13 protein-coding genes are annotated in these 16,195 nt (G+C 69.0%); 8 read left to right on the forward strand and 5 right to left on the reverse strand.

Annotation, left to right across the window (positions count from 1 at the left end):
- Nucleotides 1-54 precede the first annotated feature (54 nt).
- Nucleotides 55-264 (reverse strand): hypothetical protein, encoded by a 210-nt coding sequence (locus tag ACZ63I_RS20505; RefSeq protein WP_469340402.1) that lies wholly within the window; start codon nt 262-264, stop codon nt 55-57.
- Nucleotides 265-328: 64 nt separating this feature from the next.
- On the opposite strand from ACZ63I_RS20505, the gene ACZ63I_RS20510 reads away from it, so the two are divergent.
- The 3 genes from ACZ63I_RS20510 to ACZ63I_RS20520 all read left to right on the forward strand — a co-directional run bounded on the left by ACZ63I_RS20510 (nt 329) and on the right by ACZ63I_RS20520 (nt 2,377).
- Nucleotides 329-550, forward strand: coding sequence for a hypothetical protein (locus ACZ63I_RS20510; RefSeq protein ID WP_469340403.1), 222 nt, complete (start codon nt 329-331; stop codon nt 548-550).
- A gap of 177 nt (nt 551-727) precedes the next feature.
- Nucleotides 728-1,723, forward strand: coding sequence for an alpha/beta fold hydrolase (locus ACZ63I_RS20515; RefSeq protein ID WP_469340404.1), 996 nt, complete (start codon nt 728-730; stop codon nt 1,721-1,723).
- 93 nt (nt 1,724-1,816) lie between these two features.
- Nucleotides 1,817-2,377 carry an isochorismatase family protein gene (locus ACZ63I_RS20520; protein ID WP_469340405.1) on the forward strand — a complete coding sequence of 187 codons (561 nt, stop codon included), beginning with the start codon at nt 1,817-1,819 and terminating at the stop codon, nt 2,375-2,377.
- A 76-nt stretch (nt 2,378-2,453) separates the two neighbouring features.
- Here the strand turns inward: ACZ63I_RS20520 and ACZ63I_RS20525 are convergent, their stop codons facing one another.
- Together ACZ63I_RS20525 and ACZ63I_RS20530 are read right to left on the reverse strand one after the other, a co-directional pair.
- Nucleotides 2,454-2,921 (reverse strand): hypothetical protein, encoded by a 468-nt coding sequence (locus tag ACZ63I_RS20525; RefSeq protein WP_469340406.1) that lies wholly within the window; start codon nt 2,919-2,921, stop codon nt 2,454-2,456.
- Nucleotides 2,922-3,247: 326 nt separating this feature from the next.
- On the reverse strand, nt 3,248-4,408 hold the full coding sequence (locus ACZ63I_RS20530; protein WP_469340407.1) for an epoxide hydrolase family protein: 1,161 nt from the start codon (nt 4,406-4,408) through the stop codon (nt 3,248-3,250).
- A gap of 202 nt (nt 4,409-4,610) precedes the next feature.
- On the opposite strand from ACZ63I_RS20530, the gene ACZ63I_RS20535 reads away from it, so the two are divergent.
- Genes ACZ63I_RS20535 through ACZ63I_RS20545 form a run of 3 tightly spaced genes read left to right on the forward strand, consistent with a single transcriptional unit; the run spans nt 4,611 to nt 6,908 of the window.
- Nucleotides 4,611-5,081 carry a MerR family transcriptional regulator gene (locus ACZ63I_RS20535; RefSeq protein WP_469340408.1) on the forward strand — a complete coding sequence of 157 codons (471 nt, stop codon included), beginning with the start codon at nt 4,611-4,613 and terminating at the stop codon, nt 5,079-5,081.
- 13 nt (nt 5,082-5,094) lie between these two features.
- A complete protein-coding gene (locus tag ACZ63I_RS20540) occupies nt 5,095-6,174 on the forward strand; it encodes an SDR family oxidoreductase (RefSeq protein ID WP_469340409.1) in 1,080 nt (359 codons plus the stop codon).
- On the forward strand, nt 6,171-6,908 hold the full coding sequence (locus ACZ63I_RS20545; RefSeq protein ID WP_469340410.1) for a hypothetical protein: 738 nt from the start codon (nt 6,171-6,173) through the stop codon (nt 6,906-6,908). The genes ACZ63I_RS20540 and ACZ63I_RS20545 overlap by 4 nt, the downstream gene beginning before the upstream one ends.
- A gap of 131 nt (nt 6,909-7,039) precedes the next feature.
- Here ACZ63I_RS20545 and ACZ63I_RS20550 read toward each other — a convergent pair whose 3' ends face one another.
- Nucleotides 7,040-8,050 (reverse strand): NAD(P)H-dependent glycerol-3-phosphate dehydrogenase, encoded by a 1,011-nt coding sequence (locus ACZ63I_RS20550; protein ID WP_469340411.1) that lies wholly within the window; start codon nt 8,048-8,050, stop codon nt 7,040-7,042.
- A 213-nt stretch (nt 8,051-8,263) separates the two neighbouring features.
- On the opposite strand from ACZ63I_RS20550, the gene ACZ63I_RS20555 reads away from it, so the two are divergent.
- Nucleotides 8,264-9,031: a class I SAM-dependent methyltransferase gene (locus ACZ63I_RS20555; protein WP_469340412.1), complete on the forward strand. Its 768-nt coding sequence runs from the start codon at nt 8,264-8,266 to the stop codon at nt 9,029-9,031.
- Between the two features lie 143 nt (nt 9,032-9,174).
- Here ACZ63I_RS20555 and ACZ63I_RS20560 read toward each other — a convergent pair whose 3' ends face one another.
- The gene (locus ACZ63I_RS20560; RefSeq protein WP_469340413.1) at nt 9,175-13,140 is read right to left on the reverse strand and encodes a glycoside hydrolase family 2 TIM barrel-domain containing protein; all 3,966 of its coding nucleotides are present in this window, start codon (nt 13,138-13,140) and stop codon (nt 9,175-9,177) included.
- A gap of 331 nt (nt 13,141-13,471) precedes the next feature.
- On the opposite strand from ACZ63I_RS20560, the gene ACZ63I_RS20565 reads away from it, so the two are divergent.
- Nucleotides 13,472-16,159, forward strand: coding sequence for a family 78 glycoside hydrolase catalytic domain (locus ACZ63I_RS20565; protein WP_469340526.1), 2,688 nt, complete (start codon nt 13,472-13,474; stop codon nt 16,157-16,159).
- The last annotated feature ends 36 nt before the right edge of the window (nt 16,160-16,195 follow it).

The following is a 16,195-nucleotide window of genomic DNA, read 5'->3' on the forward strand; positions in this document are numbered from 1 at the left end:
CCGGAACGCGCTGGGCTTCCCGCAAGCTGAAGGGCCCGAGCTGACGGTTCCCCGTCAGCCTGGCGGAATGTTCCCCGCGACCTGGTCCAGATGCTCCAGCTCGATGGAATCGATGCCCGATACCTCGGCAACCTCCTCGACCGGTTCCCCTTCGCGGACCGCGGCCACAGCCTCAAGCTCTACATCGGCACGGGCCGCGTCCACGGCAGCCTCAGCGCTGCGCTGACGCTGCGCAGCCAGTTCGACGGAGGAGATCGCATCCATGAACCCCATATTTCCACATACTTGAGCCACACCCGCGCCGACACATGGGGCTGCACCTCGCGGAATGGGCCCGACGCACTACAACCTGCGCGATGTCGATCCGGCAACCATCACCGTTCCGTGGCGCGATCAGCAGGACCCCGGCGTGTTGGACGAGCAGGCTTACACCGCCATGTGGCGGCCCAAGTCGCGCGACTTCTGCGGCCGACTGCCATGTCACGTCTATGCGCGCCCTCTCCACCAGGACCAGCACCGTGAGAACGAACCTCTCGGACAGGGCGGCTGAAGATCCCCTTCTCCGGCGGTTCGCATTTAATTCGGTACCGAGCGGTCCGGAAGTGCTACAGTCCTCTCGCATCGATCCGTACCGATCGATCCGTAAGTGTGAGGAGGGGGCGCGCGGTGACAGCGTCCCCAGCAATCGGACCCGCCAAAACCCCGTCAACGAAAGAGAGTTACGCAGATGGGACACCAGAAGCTCGACGCCCCAGAGCCCGCACGCCGCCCCAGCAGACGCACCATGCTGGGCGCCACCGCAGGTACCGCCGCAGCGGGCCTGCTCGGGCTGCCAGTTGGCACAGCGGTGGCCGCCTCGAACCCCAGGTCTCCGAAAACACCGGCACTGGACGGTTTCACGAGCCGCTTCGCCAGCGTCAACGGCACGCGGCTGCACTATGTCAGCGGAGGCCAGGGCGCCCCGCTCGTCCTGCTTCCCGGGTGGCCGCGCACCTGGTACCAGTTCCACAAGGTCATGCCACGACTGGCTCGGCACTACCGGGTGATCGCCCCGGACCTGCGCGGTATGGGTGACTCCGACAAACCCGCCGGCGGGTACGACAAGAAGACCATGGCCAGGGACATCTACGAGCTGCTACGCGCCCTGGGGCACCGTCAGGCGTACATCGCGGGCGAGGACATCGGGTCGATGGTGGCGCACAGCTTCGCCGGGAACCACCCCGAGGCGACCCGGAAGGTCGCGTTGTGGGAGGCGGGACATCCCACAGAGGTCTTCAACGACATACGCATGCTGCCCCAGCCGGGCCAGCCGGCTCCGTGGTGGTTCGCGTTCAACGTGCTCGACCAGTTGCCCGAGCAGCTCCTCGCCGGGCGATTCCGGCTGCTTGTCGACTGGTTGATCGACTTCCAGGGCGGCGACCCCAGTGCCTTCAGCGAGAAGGCCCGAGCCGTTTACGCCGCCGCGTACGACACGCCCGACGCGATCCGCGGGGGGAACGGCTGGTACCAGACCTTCCAGCAGGACATAGCCGACCTCGCGGACTACCCGGCGCTGACCATGCCGGTGCTCGGTATCGGGGGCAAGTACTACGACCTCCTTCGTGCCCAGTTGGACGGGCTGGCAACGGACGTGCGCTACGTCGAGTTGCAGGGGGCAGGCCACTATCTCGCCGAGGAACGCCCCGACGACATCGTGCGGGAGCTCACCGCGTTCTTCGGCTGATCCGAGGCGGCGGCGGGCGCGAGCACCTGTCACTGTCAGTGGGTGGGGCTACCGTGCGTAGACATACGAGTAGAGCGCGAAAAGGGGTAGATCATGACCACATTGGAGAATCGGCCGAACACCGTGCTTCTGGTCGTCGACGTGCAGGAGGGCGTCGTCGCTGACGCCTACCGGCGCGACGCGGTCGTCGCGAACGTCGCCGCCCTTGTCGAGCGGGCCCGGCGGGAAGGGGTGCCGGTGGTCTGGGTCCAGCACTCCGACGAGGGGCTCACGCGGGGGAGCGACGAGTGGCGGATCGTCCCGGAGCTCACCCCGGATGACACCGAGCCGCTCGTAGAGAAGAACTACGGCGACTCGTTCGAGGGCACCACCTTGGAGACCGTACTGTCGGGGCTCGGCGCCGGACGGCTCGTCGTCGTCGGCGCGGAGACCGACGCGTGCATCCGCTCGACACTCCACGGCGCGTTCGCCAGAGGGTACGACGCGACGCTCGTCAGCGACGCCCATACGGCCGGCGACAAGACGGCGTGGGGAGCGCCGCCACCGGACCAGGTCATCGCGCACACGAACCTGTACTGGACGTACCAGACGGCGCCGGGTCGGACGGCCGGGGCGGTGGAGACCAAGGACGTCGTCTTCGGCGGCACATCCTGACGCGCGACGGCAAACGAGAACACCGTTCTTGACGTGGGTCACATCGCATGCGGCCTGACGGCCCTCGACCCCGTAGTCACCGCGGGGTGTTCATCGACGGGTTCGACGCCCCGGCGAACACGCTTTGAGCTGTCGGGTTGTCGGGTCCGAAGGATCGGCAGCGCTCATCAGGCTGCTGATCGTCGATGCGTACAACAAACTCGCCGACGAGGTCGACGCGACCCTCGCGGCAGCGTCGGACCTGTCGTACCGCATCCGATCCCGAAGGGGACGTGCCCGCGTGCCCACCCTTCGCGCACTCAAGACGCCGGAATCGAGTGACCGCCTGCGGGCTCCTCAGTCCAGGACCGTACGTCTCGCCACCGCAATCCCTCCAGAAGCGCAGCTTCTCCAGGATCCAGGCGGCCAGCCCCGCAGGCGAGTTGCCCAGAGCAACCGCCAGCGCCTCGGCCATGGCTACCGACGACATGCCCCGGCGGTCGGCGGGCGCTGCGAACGGAAAGCCCGGCAAGGCTGGAACGATCAGGTGCAGGTCCGACAGCAAGGGCAGGACCTTCTCGAACGCAGGACGGAATCGGGCCAGCCGTGCAGCAGTACGACCGGGACAGTGCCCGCGCCCGCGTCGGCCGGAGCCAGGTCGACCATCCGGAGCGGGGCGCGCCGCCTTCACCGACCAGAACCCACGGCAGATCGCGGATCAGGCCCTCGGCCCGCAGCCGGGAGCGCAGGTCGTCGAGTACGGCTTGCGCGACGGGGGAGGGGCCATGCTCGGCGCGAGGCATCGACGTGGCCTTTCCCCCGGGGGCTGACCAACGGGGAACCGTACCGACCCGGCGCCCCTCAAAGGGGCGCCGGCGCCGTCCGATCAGGTCACGGCAGCATCGCGGCGAAGGCGCGGCGCAACTCGTCCACGTAGCTCTCCGGTACCTCCAGCATCGGGAAGTGCCCGCCGCGCTCGGCCTCGTGCCAATAACGCACATCGCGATACCGCTGCTCGGCCCACGCCCGCGGCAAGCGTTCCATGTCGGCCGGGAAGATCGACACGGCCGCTGGCACTTCCACCGGCTCGTTCCGCTCCGGAGGGTAGTTCTCCCAGTAGAAGCGCGCCGAGGACCCCGCGGTGCCGGTGAACCAATACAGGGAGACCATGTCGAGCATCCGGTCGCGGGAGATCGCGTTCTCCGGATGTCCGTCGCAGTCCGTCCAGCCCTGGAACTTCTCGACGATCCAGGCGAGTTGTGCCACCGGCGAGTCGCTGAGCCCGTAGGCGAGCGTCTGCGGGCGGGTGGACTGCTCAAGCGAATACCCGCCGCCGGTCCGCCAGAACTCCCGCGTCGCCGCGAGCGCACGCCGCTCCTCCTCGGTGAGTTCTCCCTCGTCGTCGGGCTCCCGCACGTAGGGCGTGAAGGTGTGCAGCGCGTCGACCCGGTCGGGATGCCGGACGCCGAGCGCGGTGGTCACCCTGCCGCCCCAGTCGCCCCCCGCCGCCACGAAGCGCTCGTAGCCCAACCGCGACATCAGCGCCGCCCACGCGTCGGCCGTCCGCTCGACCGACCAGCCGATCGTCGAGGGCTTGTCGCTGAACCCGAACCCCGGCAGGGACGGGGCGACGACATGGAAGGCCGGCATGTTCTTCCCCGGCGGGTTCGCCAACCGTTCTGCCACCTCAAGCGGTTCGACGACCGAGCTCGGCCACCCGTGGGTGAGCACCAGCGGCCGCGCGTCGGCGCGCCGGGAGCGCACGTGCAGGAAGTGAATGCCGAGATCGAAGATCCGCGTGCGGCCCTGCTCGTGCGCGTTGAGTCCCGCCTCGAAGCGGCGCCAGTCGTATCCCGTGGCCCAGTAGGCGGCCAGTTCGCTCACGTAGGCCAGTGGCACACCCTGGCGCCAGTCGGCATCGGCCGTCTCCGACGAGCTGCTCACCGGCTCACGCTCGGGCAGCCGGGCGCGGCTCAACCGTTCGCGGAGATCAACGAGAGCCTCCTCCGGGACCTCCACCGAGAACGGCTCGACTCTCTCCTCTGCGGTCATGTGCTCCTCCTCTTGCCGACCCGAAGATCGACTACAGCCGCACCGAACATCTCCTGACCATGGTCCAGGTCCGCGGAGCGACGGCTCGGGCTGGCTACGGTTCGACGAAGGTGCCGTCGCAGAGCGTCGCAGAGCGTCGCGGAGCGTCGCGAAGACTGCGGTGGCTTGACTTCAAGCGCTTCAAGTATCGGAGGCTTCCCCTATGGCAGCAGCGACTACGGCAGCAACGACCGGAGAGCAGGCAGCGGATCTGACCGTTCAGGAGATGGCACGACGGTCGGGTTTCAGTGAACCCACACTCCGCTACTACGAGAAGATCGGCCTGCTGGGACCGGTCGGCCGGGACGAGTCCAGCGGTCATCGCCGGTACGCGCCGGCGACCGTGGCCCGCGTCGAGGCACTGTCGTGCCTGCGCTCGTCGGGGATGACGGTGAGCGGAATGCGCCGCTACCTGGACCTGCTCGCCCAAGGACCATCGGCGGCGGCCGACCAGCGGGAACTGTTCGCCTCGCAGGCGCAGAAGCTGGCCGCCGACATCGAACAGCTCCAACTGCGCCTGACGTATCTGCGGCGTAAGGCGGACATGTGGGACGCCCGGGTCCGCGGGGACGCCACGGCCGAGAACCACGCGGCCGAAGCGGTCATGCGCGTAGTGAAAGAATTCAACCACTGAAGGACTGAACACCATGAGCACCGAAAACCGCACCCCTTCCACTCCCGAGAGCGGGACGGTCCTGGTGACCGGCGCTACCGGCTTCCTCGGCGGTCACTCGGTCGCCCGGCTGCTGCGTGAGGGCTACCGCACCCGGGTGACGGTTAGGGAGCCCGGACAGCGGTCCGAGGTGCTGGCAGCGCTGCGGTCGGCCGAGGTCGACCCCGCGGGTCGGCTGGAGTTCGCTGTCGCCGACCTCGGCGCCGACGCCGGCTGGGCGCAGGCCATGGACGGCGTCGGCCATGTCCTGCACCACGCCTCACCCTTCCCGCTCGCGCCGCCCGAGAACGAGGACGACATCGTCCGGCCTGCCCGTGACGGTGCGCTGCGGGTCATTTCCGCGGCCCGTACGGCCGGGGTTCCGCGCGTCGTCATGACGTCCTCCTATGCCGCGGTCGGGTACACGCTCAAGGCCGACAACCACTACACGGAGGCGGACTGGACGGACCCGGACACCGAGGGTCTGCCCGCTTACCACAAGTCCAAGGTCCTGGCCGAGCGTGCGGCCTGGGACGACGTGCGCACCCACGGGGGCATCGAGCTGACCGTGGTCAACCCCACCGGCATCTTCGGCCCCGAGCTGAGTGACCGGCCCTCCGGCTCGGTCGGCCTGGTGCGGAACATGCTGACCGGGCAGATGCCCACGGTGCCGATCATGTACTTCGGCGTCGTAGACGTACGTGATGTCGTGGACCTGCACCTGCGGGCCATGCTGCACCCCAAGGCGGCAGGCGAGCGCTTCATCGCCGTCGGCGGACCTTCGATCAGCTTCTTCGGCATGGCGCAGATCCTGCGTGAGCACTTCCCTGCCGCAGCCGCCTTGCTGCCGTCCGTCGAACTGACCGTCGAGCAGGTACGCGAGGCCGCGAAGACCCAGCCCGCCCTGCGGGACGCGGCGACCCTGCGGGGCCGGATCCCCGTCATCAGCAACGAAAAGGCCCGCTCGGTGCTGGACTGGCAACCCCGCGATGTCACCGAGACGATCGTGGCGACGGCCGAAAGCCAATTCCGCCGCGGCCTGTCCCTGCCGGAGACCCACGACCACCAAGAATGACCGCCCCGAAAAGGCCCCAGATCTGGGCCGATCAGGGCTTCGCCGGCCGCCTGATCGACTGGACCGCCACGATCCTCGGCCGCGAACTGGAGATCGTCCGCAAGGCGCCCGACCAGCGGGGCTTCCAGGTCCAGGTCGAAGCGATGAACGGTTGGGCGCACATTCTCAAGGGTCTCGGCCCCTCTCCTGCATCCTCAAACCATGACGGGGACCGGCAAGGGGTCTGCTTGGATACGAATATGGACAACGGCGGTCACCAGGGGTCAGGTCTCTCCAGGAGTGCCTGGAGCGATGCCGACTTCGAGGAGATGGGCTGGCACGACGCCACCATCCACGGCCTGTCCGTGCAGGTGACCGAGGAGATTCTGCCGCGGCTTCTTCTTGACCTCGACTACATCGTCCGCTGGATCCACCCGGTCCCGCCGGCGACGCATTTCTCCTTCTGGGTGTCCCCAGCAACGCTCGTCTTCGAAGATGTCTGGGACCTTGAGGGGGACCTGGACTTCAAGGGCACGATCCCGGACCTGGAGATCGACGGCTTGCACCGTCTGGTGCCTGACGACGGCCGACAAGACCTGCCGCTCTGGCACATTGAGGGCCATGCGTTCGAACTGAAGTTCCGCGCGTCCGGATACCGCCAGTACTTCCGGCAGGCTCCGACGCTCATCTCTCGACAGGCGCTGCCATACACAGAGCGTGGGGGTTGCGCCTTCACCGAGGTCGGCTTCAACTGACCGGTGACGCCCCGGACCCTCGACCGAAGAGGGAGCAACAGCAGCCTCTCAACACGGCGCCGGCCAGATCTCAAAGGGGGTCTGAGCGCATGATCTGGTGTGGGGGTGCGCCCCGGCCGGGGCGCCGGGGGTCAGTGCTCGGAGCGCGGGGGCCGCTGCAACAGCGCGGCGGCGGCCTCGTTGAGGCTGACCTTCTCGTGCAGTACCGCAGTAACGACCTCGGTGATCGGCATGTCGACGCCGTGCGCGCGGGCGAGGTCGAGGATCGCGTCGGCGGTCTTGACGCCCTCGGTGGTGGTCCGGGTGGCGGCTGCCGCTTGGCCGACGTTCATGCCCTGGCCGAGGTGTGTGCCGAAAGTACGGTTGCGGGAGAGCGGCGAGGAACAGGTGGCCACCAGATCCCCGAGGCCCGCCAGGCCGGCGAGGGTGGCCGGGTCGGCGCCCAGGGTGGTGGCCAGCCGGGTCGTCTCCGCCAGGCCCCGGGTGATGAGCAAGGCCGCCACGTTGTGACCCAGCCCCATGCCCGTGGCGATCCCGACGGCCAGCGCGATGACGTTCTTCGCCGCCCCGCCGACTTCGCAGCCGATCACATCGGTGCTGGTGTACGGCCGGAAGTAGGGGGTGTGGCAGGCCGCTTGGAAACGGCGGGCGACATCCGGGTCCGGGCAGGCGACGGTGGCGGCTGCCGGGTGGCCGTCGACGATCTCGCGGGCCAAGTTCGGCCCGGACAGCACCGCGATCCGCTCCGCGGGCAGTCCGGTCACCTCGGCGATGACCTCGCTCGCCCGTAGCCCCGTACCGGTCTCGATCCCCTTCATCAGCGAGACGACCACGGTGCGGGGACCGATGTGCTCCGTCCACGCCGCAAGGCTGCTCCGCAGAGACTGGGCCGGGATGGACAGCACCAGGTAGTCCGCGCCGTGAAGCGCGGCTGCCGGATCCGTCGTGGCCGTCAGCGAGGCGGGCAGTTCGGTGTCCGGCCAGTACGACGGGTTGCGGTGGCGGCTGTTGATCGTGTCGGCGATCTCCTGCCGTCGCGCGTGCACGACGACACTGGTGCCCGCGTCGGCGAGGACCTTGGCCATGGCGGTACCCCACGAGCCGGCGGAGAACACCGCCGCACGGGCCTGCTGCTGGCTCATCACGGCATCCTCTCAGCGGGCGCTGCGCTGTCGACTACGCGGCGGCCGCGCCCGCTGATCGTATCGGCCGCACCGGGTGCCGGCCGCGATGTGACGGGACGCTGGAGGCGTTCCCCATCACGGGCTCGCCAGCCCGTTTCGGTGCCGAGCCGTGCGCGCCGCAACCCGAAAACGCAGTGGCCGTCCCGGCTCGGAGTCACATACGTTCGCCTCATGGTTGACGCATCCTTCGGGCATCCGCGACTCGCCGCCATCTACGACGTACTCGATCCGGACCGCAGCGACCTCGACGCCTATCTCGCGATGGCGGAGGAGTTCGGCGCCCGGTCCGCGCTGGACATCGGGTGCGGTACGGGCGTGTTCGCGCTGCTGCTCGCCGAGCGCGGGATCACGGTCACCGGGATCGATCCCGCGCGGGCGTCGGTCGACGTCGCGCGCGGCAAGCCGGGTGCGGAGCGGGTGCGCTGGTTCGACGGCGACGCGGGGGAGTTGCCGCCCATGCAGGTCGACCTGGTGACGATGACCGGCAACGTCGCCCAGGCGATCACCGATCCGCAGGCGTGGCGTACGACGCTGCGCGGCGCGTACGAGGCGCTGCGGCCCGGCGGCCGGTTCGTCTTCGAGACGCGCGATCCGGCGCGGCGCGTGTGGGAGCAGTGGGCCGAGTGGACGCGCGAGACCACTTACCGTGTGACGGACATCCCGGGCGTCGGCCGCGTCGAGACCTGGGCCGAGCTGACGGACGTCAGCCTGCCGCTGGTGAGCTTCCGGGGTACGCACGTGTTCGCTGCGGACGGGGAGGTACTGACCTCGGAATCGACGCTACGCTTCCGCGAACGCGCCGAGATCGAGCGGGACTTGTACGAACACGATCTCGTCGTCGAGGACGTACGCGACGCCCCCGACCGTCCGGGCAACGAGTTCGTGTTCGTCGCGGCGCGCAGCCGCGCGGAGCCCGCCCCTCCCGAAACATCCCGGTAGGGGCGCGTTCGCACCACAGCGCAGGGACGCCCGCCAGTCGACCGCCTCCCCGGCCGCCGCGAGGCGACCGGGGGACAGAACCCGGCGTACTGCCCGACTCGTCCTCCGGTCACCTCATGGCGGCGATCAGCGCCAAGCAGGGGCTATTCCACCGCTGTTGGCCGGCGTGACAGGCTCGTCGCCTGTCGTACGTCCGTGAGGGGACGAAGCCGGTACGTGTACGCGTAGTCCCGGTCGGCGAGCAGCTTGTAGGCGTCGTGCGTCTGTGCGCCCCAACTGTCGTCGCCGCCGATGCCCATCTGCCGGTGGTTGACCCGCAGAACGACCTCGGCGCGGGGGGTGAGTTGGTAGTCGTGGCGGGCGCCGACGGACAGGTCTTCGGGGGTGAAGTGCGAGGCGTTGATCTCCAGGAGGCCGTCGCCGCTGACGAGCAGGCCGTGCCCGCGCCGGTCGGTGAGTGCCGCCCAGCGCACGTCGGTCTTGTTCCCGTTCTCCTGCGGGCGCAGGTACGGAGACCACTGCTCGCTGACGGTGCCGGACCAACGCCCCACGTCGGTGCCGTCGTTGCGGTCCCAGTGGTTCTCCTCGGGTCCGCGTCCGTAGTAGTGGAGCTGCTCCAGAGCCGCTGGCAGGTACAGGATCGTGCCGATCTCCGGGATGTACGGGAGGGTGGCGGCGCCCGGACTCAGGGTGTTGTCGACCTTGATCTCGCCGTTGCCGAAAATGGTGCAGGTCGTCGTGTACGCGGACGCGGTGGTGGTCGGCAGTGTGCCCTTGACCGTGATCTCGACAGCGCGCCCGTCCAGGTCGCGCACGGTCACGTCGGTGACCTTCCGGCGCGCGCCCGCGTCCCGCCAGGTCTGGTTGCGGGTGTGCTGACCGCTGCCGCGGTCGTTGTCGGTGGGGGCGCGCCAGAAGTTGGGGACCGGTCCCGAGGTGAGGAGCTTCGTGCCAGCCGCCTTGTACGAGGTGATGAGGCCGGTCGATGTGTCGACGGCGACCTCGAAGTCGCGGCCGGTGACGGTGGCCGCGGAGTCGCTGCTCCGGTACGACAGCTCCGGCACCTGCGCGAGCGGCACTTTCACGTGCGCCAGCTTCGCGTGCGGCGCCAGCCCAACCTCAGTGCTGCCCGCGGCGAGCGGCAGTTGGACCCGCGCCACCTCGAAGCCTGCGTCGGCCCACGGCGTACGCTCCTTGGTGGTGAAGGACAGTTGGAGGAAGTACTCGCTCCCGGGGGCGGGGTCGCGGGGCAGTCCGACGGGCAGTGTGATGCGTTTGCCGGTCAGCGGTGCCACGTCGAGCTGGGCGCGGCTGAGCGTGCCGCGCCGCACCGTCTCACCGTCACGTGCCAGCTCCCAATACCCGTTGTAGGCACGGAGGTTGGTGAACAGGTTGTCGTTGGTGAGAGTGACCTCACCGGGCGCCGCGCCCTCCGCGCGGGTCGCGGTGATCGGCTGGTAGATCCGTTTGACCTCGGCCGCCTTGCCGGTGTGCCCCCGGTCGGGCAGCACGATGCCGTCGCCGCTGAACGCGCCGTCGTTGGGGTTGTCGCCCCAGTCGCCGCCATAAGCCGGGAACGTCTTCGCGCGGGCCTTCTTCTCCTCGTGCCGGGCCGTCTTCGCGTCGAACCAGAAAAGCACGCCGTCGTCGCCGGGACCGCGCTTCTCGTCGGCGAGTTCGGCCGCGTTCAGGGCGCGCGCGTACACCCGGGCCTGCCGGATCGTACCGCTGAACTCCCGTGTCGGGTTCTCTACTTCACCGGCGAGCGAGAGCGAAGCGGTGTTGCTGCTGGGCCCCTGGGCGCTGGTCTTCGTGGCTTTGGCCGCGCCGTCCACGTACAGGGTCAGTGTCCCGGTGTCCGCGTCGAAGACCCCCGCGACGTGGTGTTCCTTGTCCGTCCATCCGCCGTCCGGGGTGGTCCAGTTGGCCGCGATCCACTGGCCGCCCGCGTAGATGTAGAACTCCAGGCCGTTGTCGCTCTGCTTCAGCGCGTACTGGGTGTCGCCCTTGGCCAGGATCGGCTGGTGGAAACCGCGGACGTGCGGGGTCATCCAGGCTTCAAGGGTGAGCGAGCCGGTCAGCTCGTCGAGCCGCTGGTCGCGTGCGAAGACGGTCGCGCCGCTCACGCCGTGCTCGCGGTCGAACGACCCCGAGGGGTTGATGACTTCGCCCTTCAGCCCGGCGGGCCCGGTCTCCGTGAGCAGCGTCCGCGCCGGCGTGGGCCAGGTCAGGGCCTGGTCGACGAAGTCCCAGATCCAGCCGCCCTGCAGGACGTCGTAGCGGCGGATGACGTCCCAGTACTCCTTGAAGTTGCCGGTCGAGTTCCCCATCGAGTGGGCGTACTCGATCATCACGTAGGGCCGGGTGTCGGAGGTGTCCTTCGCCCGCTCCTCCACCCGGCTCGGCGACTCGTACATCTTGGACCGGATGTCGCTGGTGCCGGGGGAGTTGTCGCCCTCGTACTGGATGACGCGCGTCGGATCGTACGAGTGGATCCAGTCGTGCATGGCGCGGAAGGAGGAGCCGGAGCCGGCCTCGTTGCCCAGCGACCAGATGACCACGCTCGCGTGGTTCTTGTCGCGGTGGACCATGTTCTGCGCCCGGTCCACGCACGCAGTCGTCCAGTCGGCGTGGCTGCCGGGGTACTGGCCGTTGACGCCGTGCGTCTCAAGGTTGGTCTCACCGACGAGATAGAGACCGTACTCGTCGGCCAGTTCCAGCCAGAGAGGATTGTTGGGATAGTGCGAGGTGCGGACCGAGTTGATGTTCAGCCGCTTGATGATCGTGATGTCGTCGACCAGGTCGGCGCGGGTGAGGGCCGAGCCGCGCTCCGGGTGCATCTCGTGCCGGTTCGTGCCGCGGAAGGTGACCGGTTGTCCGTTGATGCGCATCAGTCCGTCGGTGAGGGCGAATTCACGCAGCCCGATCCGGTGCGAAAGGGTCTCCACGATCTTGCCGGCGGGGTCGCGCAGTCGCAGGACGGCGGTGTACAGGTACGGATCCTCGGCGGACCACAGGCGCGGTGAGGGAACGGACTTGGAGCCCTTGGCGGTCGCCTCGCCGGCGCCGGGTGCGGCGCGCCGGCTGAGTGGCCGCGCCCATACGGCATGCCCGTCGGCGTCGTAGAGCTGCGTCTCCACCGTGTACGCCGCCCCCGCGGCGCCACCCGCGTAGTCCCGTACGTGCGCGGTGACCGACAGTTCGGCGCTGCTGTAGCCGTCCCCGAGCGGGGTGTCGAGCTTGAAGTCCCGGATGTGGACACCGGGCGTCGAATACAGGTACACCGACCGGAAGATGCCGCTGAGGCGGATCATGTCCTGGTCCTGGAGCCAGTCGCCGTCGGAGTAGCGGTAGACCTCGACGGCGACCTGGTTGGTGCCGTCCTTCAGGTACGGGGTGATGTCGTACTCGGCGGGGGTGTACGAGTCCTCGTGGTAACCGGCCAACTGGCCGTTGACCCATACGTAGTGAGCGGCTTTGACCCCCTCGAAGTGCAGGAAGGTGCGCCGGTCCGCCCAGCCCTTCGGCGTGGTGAAGGTGCGCCGGTACTGGCCGACGGGGTTGTAGCGGGTCGGCGCGGCGGGCGGCTGCGCGTCCTCGCCGAGGCCGTTGGGACCCCACCACGGGTAGGTGATGTTGATGTAGATGGGGTAGTCGTGGCCGTGCAGTTGCCAGGCCGACGGGACCGGCGTCGTCTCCCAGTCGGAGTCGTCGAGGTCGGTGCGGTAGAAGTCCTCGTCCTTGTCGGCGGGCCGGTCCACGTATGCGAACTTCCAGTCTCCGTCGAGGCTTTGACGCCACGGAGACGTGGTGCGGTCGGCGGCGAGAGCCTGCTTGAGGTTCGCGTACGGCATGAGAGTGGTGTGCGGCGGTTCGGTGCCGAGTCGTACGACGTCGATGTGCCCGTTCCACTCGTCACCCGCGGCCTGGACGCCGTCGCCGGTGGCGGCGAACGCGCGGGCACCGGACAGCGCGCCGGGCAGCGCTCCGGACAGGGCGAGGCCGCCGAGCACGGCGGCGCTCGCTTCGAGGAGGCGACGGCGGCTCACATAACCGCCGGGGGAGTGACGGCTCGGGTTCGGGGACGAGTTCGGGTGCGAGTGTGCCATGGCGGGGGCCTTCCTCGTGTGCCGACATATGCATAACGAGCTATGCATCGGGTGGGGGGCAGGAAACACCTGATGAGCCGCGCCCACCCTAGAGAGCGAACACAATCCCCACAATGAGGACGTCAGATTCTGTGGCTTTTTGGTTCAGGGGGTTCTGGAGTCTCCGTCCGCTTGCTATAACTGGCGGACGTTGAAACGTTCCATCCATCGCCGCGGCGGAACTGCGGACGATGCTGTGCGAAAGGTCCGCATCGTGCTCCGACCCGGCACACCGTCCCTCACGTCGACCGTGGCCGCCCCCTTCTGTGCGATCGCGCTGCTCGCCTCGGCCCTGTTCACCGGCGCGACTCCCGCCACCGGAGCGTCCCCGGCCACCGGAACATCCCTCGCCACCGGACGGTCCCCCGCCTCGGCGCATACGGGGCTGCGCGTCACCGGAGTCTCCGCCGACGGCAGAACGCGCCCCCTCGGTGTCGAGGCCGCCCATCCGCGACTTGGCTGGAAGCTGGCCTCGGACGAACGCGGCACGGAGCAGAGCGCCTACCAGGTCCGCGTCGCGTCGTCCGCCGGAAGACTGGACCACGGCGCCCCGAACGTCTGGGACAGCGGGCGGCAGCCGTCGGCCGAATCCGTCGGCGTGACCTACGGCGGTCGCCCGCTCGATCCGGGCACGCGCTACTACTGGCAGGTCCGGGTCTGGGACACGCACGGCAACTCCTCCGCCTGGAGCGCCCCTTCGTACTGGGAGACAGCTCTCGCCTCGTCCGCCGACTGGCGCGGAGCCCAGTGGATCGGAGCGTCCGACCCCGCCGTCGGCGCGCCCCTGCTGCGCAAGGACTTCACGCTGGGAAAGCGAGTGGCCCAGGCTCGGGCCTACGTGTCCGGTCTGGGCGTCGGCGAACTGCACCTGAACGGTGCCAAGGTGGGCGACCACGTCCTCGCTCCGGGCGCCACGCCCTACGACCGCCGGGTGCTGTACGACACCTACGACGTCACCAAGGCGCTGCACCAGGGCGACAACACGGTGGGCCTGTGGCTCGGGCACGGCTACGGAGAGGGCTACAACCCGTACGGCTTCCGCTGGTTGGGTCCCCGGCAGGCAATCATGCTGCTGGACATCACGTACACCGACGGCACGCACAGCACGGTCAGCACCGATCCGTCCTGGCGGTGGTCGGACGGGCCGATCACCGCGGACGATCTGTACGACGGCGAGTCCTACGACGCGCGCGAGGAGCAACCCGGCTGGGACGCGGCGGACTTCGACGACCACGCCTGGAAGGACGCGGCGGGGGTCGACGCCCCCGACGGAGAGCTGCACGCGAACACCCTGCCTCCGGTCCGGGTGACGGACACCCTTGCACCCGTCACGGTCACTCAGCCCCAACCCGGCACCTACGTCTACGACTTCGGCCAGAACATCGCAGGCTGGCCCCGGATAGGCGCCCGCGGCGCGGCCGGCACGCGCATCACGATGCGCACCGCCGAGGAACTCAACGGCGACGGCACGCTGGACACGGCGACCAACCGCGACGCCGCGGCCACCGACACCTTCACGCTGGCAGGAGGCGGTGGGCGCGAGACGTACGAACCGCGCTTCACCTACCACGGATTCCGCTACCTGGAGATCACCGGATACCCGGGCACCCCGCACGCCGACGACGTCCGGGCCCAAGTCGTGCACGCGGATGTCGAATCCACCGGATCGTTCGACTCCTCCAGCGATCTGTTCGACAGCATCTGGCGCAACAACCGCTGGAGCATCCTCAACAACTCGATGAGCACCCCCACGGACACCCCGGTACGGGACGAACGCACCCCTCCCGCGATGGACGTACAGGCATACCGGGACGCAGCCACACGTGAGTTCGGCATGGACGCCTTCTACGCCAACTACCTCAAGGACATGCCACCCGGAACCGCGCTGCCGTCCGACGACGTCAAGTCGCAGTATCCCGACATGGCGGGCGGCCAGGTCTCGCTGGCCTGGACCCTGTACGAGAGCTACGGCGACCGCGACGCCCTGGAGAGCGCGTATCCGGACATGAAGCGGTTCGTGGACCGCAACGCCGCCGAAGCGCCCGGACTGATCTGGCCCGACGACAAGGGCTTCGGCGACTGGTGCCCGCCCGACCGCCGGCCGGAAGCCAACGACGGCATGGGCGGCCCCGACGCGGGCCAGTGCTTCAGCGAGGTGTCCCTCGTCAACACCGCACTCTCCTACGGCCAGGCCCGCTCCACCGCGCAGGCGGCCGACGCCCTCGGCCACGCTGAGGACGCCCGGCACTTCACCTCCCTGGCCGCCCGCATCAGGGACGCGTTCAACACCCACTTCCTCAACGCCGCCGGTGACACCTACGGCAGCGGGCGCCAGGTCACGAGCATCCTGCCCCTGGCCCTCGGTCTCGTCCCGGAGGACCGCGTACGTGCGGTCGGCGACCAACTCGTACGCACCGTCGTCGACCACGACAACAGCCACCTGGACACCGGCATCTTCGGCACGCGCTACCTGGTCGACGCGCTGGCCCGGATCGGTCGCATCGACCTGGCGATGACGATGCTGAACCAGCGGACGTACCCCGGCTTCGGCTTCGAACTGGCCCACGGCGCCACCACGAGCTGGGAGCAGTGGCTGTACAGCTCGTCGATGGAGACGCACGACCACGCCATGTTCGCGGGCATCAACTCCTCGCTCTACACCGTCCTCGCGGGAATCCGCCCCACGAGCCCCGGATACCGCGACATCACCGTCGCACCGGTCGTACCCGCCGCACTCGACCACGTCTCGGCCACACAGGACACCGTGCGCGGCCGGGTGGCCAGTACGTGGCGCAGGACGGGAACGGGGCTGCAACTGAAGGTCGTTGTCCCCACCAACAGCCGCGCGGTGGTCCAAGTCCCCCTGCACACCGAGGGAGACCAGGTACGAGCACCGGCGGGCGCCCGCCGGATTGTCAGCACGGACCGATCCGTCTCCTTCCAAGTGGGCTCCGGAAGCTGGACGTTCACGGCGGGCTGAGCAGTCGTGGCGGGCGCGGTTGGCCGCTGTTCTGAT

Source organism: Streptomyces sp. NPDC087906 (assembly GCF_055584925.1).

Excerpts from the sequence above, each read along its gene's own strand:
- ACZ63I_RS20555 (WP_469340412.1), top strand. The coding sequence starts at position 8,264 with ATGGTTGACGCATCCTTCGGGCATCCGCGACTCGCCGCCATCTACGAC.
- ACZ63I_RS20540 (WP_469340409.1), top strand. The coding sequence starts at position 5,095 with ATGAGCACCGAAAACCGCACCCCTTCCACTCCCGAGAGCGGGACGGTC.
- ACZ63I_RS20505 (WP_469340402.1), bottom strand. The coding sequence starts at position 264 with ATGGATGCGATCTCCTCCGTCGAACTGGCTGCGCAGCGTCAGCGCAGC.
- ACZ63I_RS20550 (WP_469340411.1), bottom strand. The coding sequence starts at position 8,050 with ATGAGCCAGCAGCAGGCCCGTGCGGCGGTGTTCTCCGCCGGCTCGTGG.
- ACZ63I_RS20530 (WP_469340407.1), bottom strand. The coding sequence starts at position 4,408 with ATGACCGCAGAGGAGAGAGTCGAGCCGTTCTCGGTGGAGGTCCCGGAG.
- ACZ63I_RS20545 (WP_469340410.1), top strand. The coding sequence starts at position 6,171 with ATGACCGCCCCGAAAAGGCCCCAGATCTGGGCCGATCAGGGCTTCGCC.
- ACZ63I_RS20510 (WP_469340403.1), top strand. The coding sequence starts at position 329 with ATGGGCCCGACGCACTACAACCTGCGCGATGTCGATCCGGCAACCATC.
- ACZ63I_RS20515 (WP_469340404.1), top strand. The coding sequence starts at position 728 with ATGGGACACCAGAAGCTCGACGCCCCAGAGCCCGCACGCCGCCCCAGC.
- ACZ63I_RS20560 (WP_469340413.1), bottom strand. The coding sequence starts at position 13,140 with ATGGCACACTCGCACCCGAACTCGTCCCCGAACCCGAGCCGTCACTCC.
- ACZ63I_RS20535 (WP_469340408.1), top strand. The coding sequence starts at position 4,611 with ATGGCAGCAGCGACTACGGCAGCAACGACCGGAGAGCAGGCAGCGGAT.
- ACZ63I_RS20520 (WP_469340405.1), top strand. The coding sequence starts at position 1,817 with ATGACCACATTGGAGAATCGGCCGAACACCGTGCTTCTGGTCGTCGAC.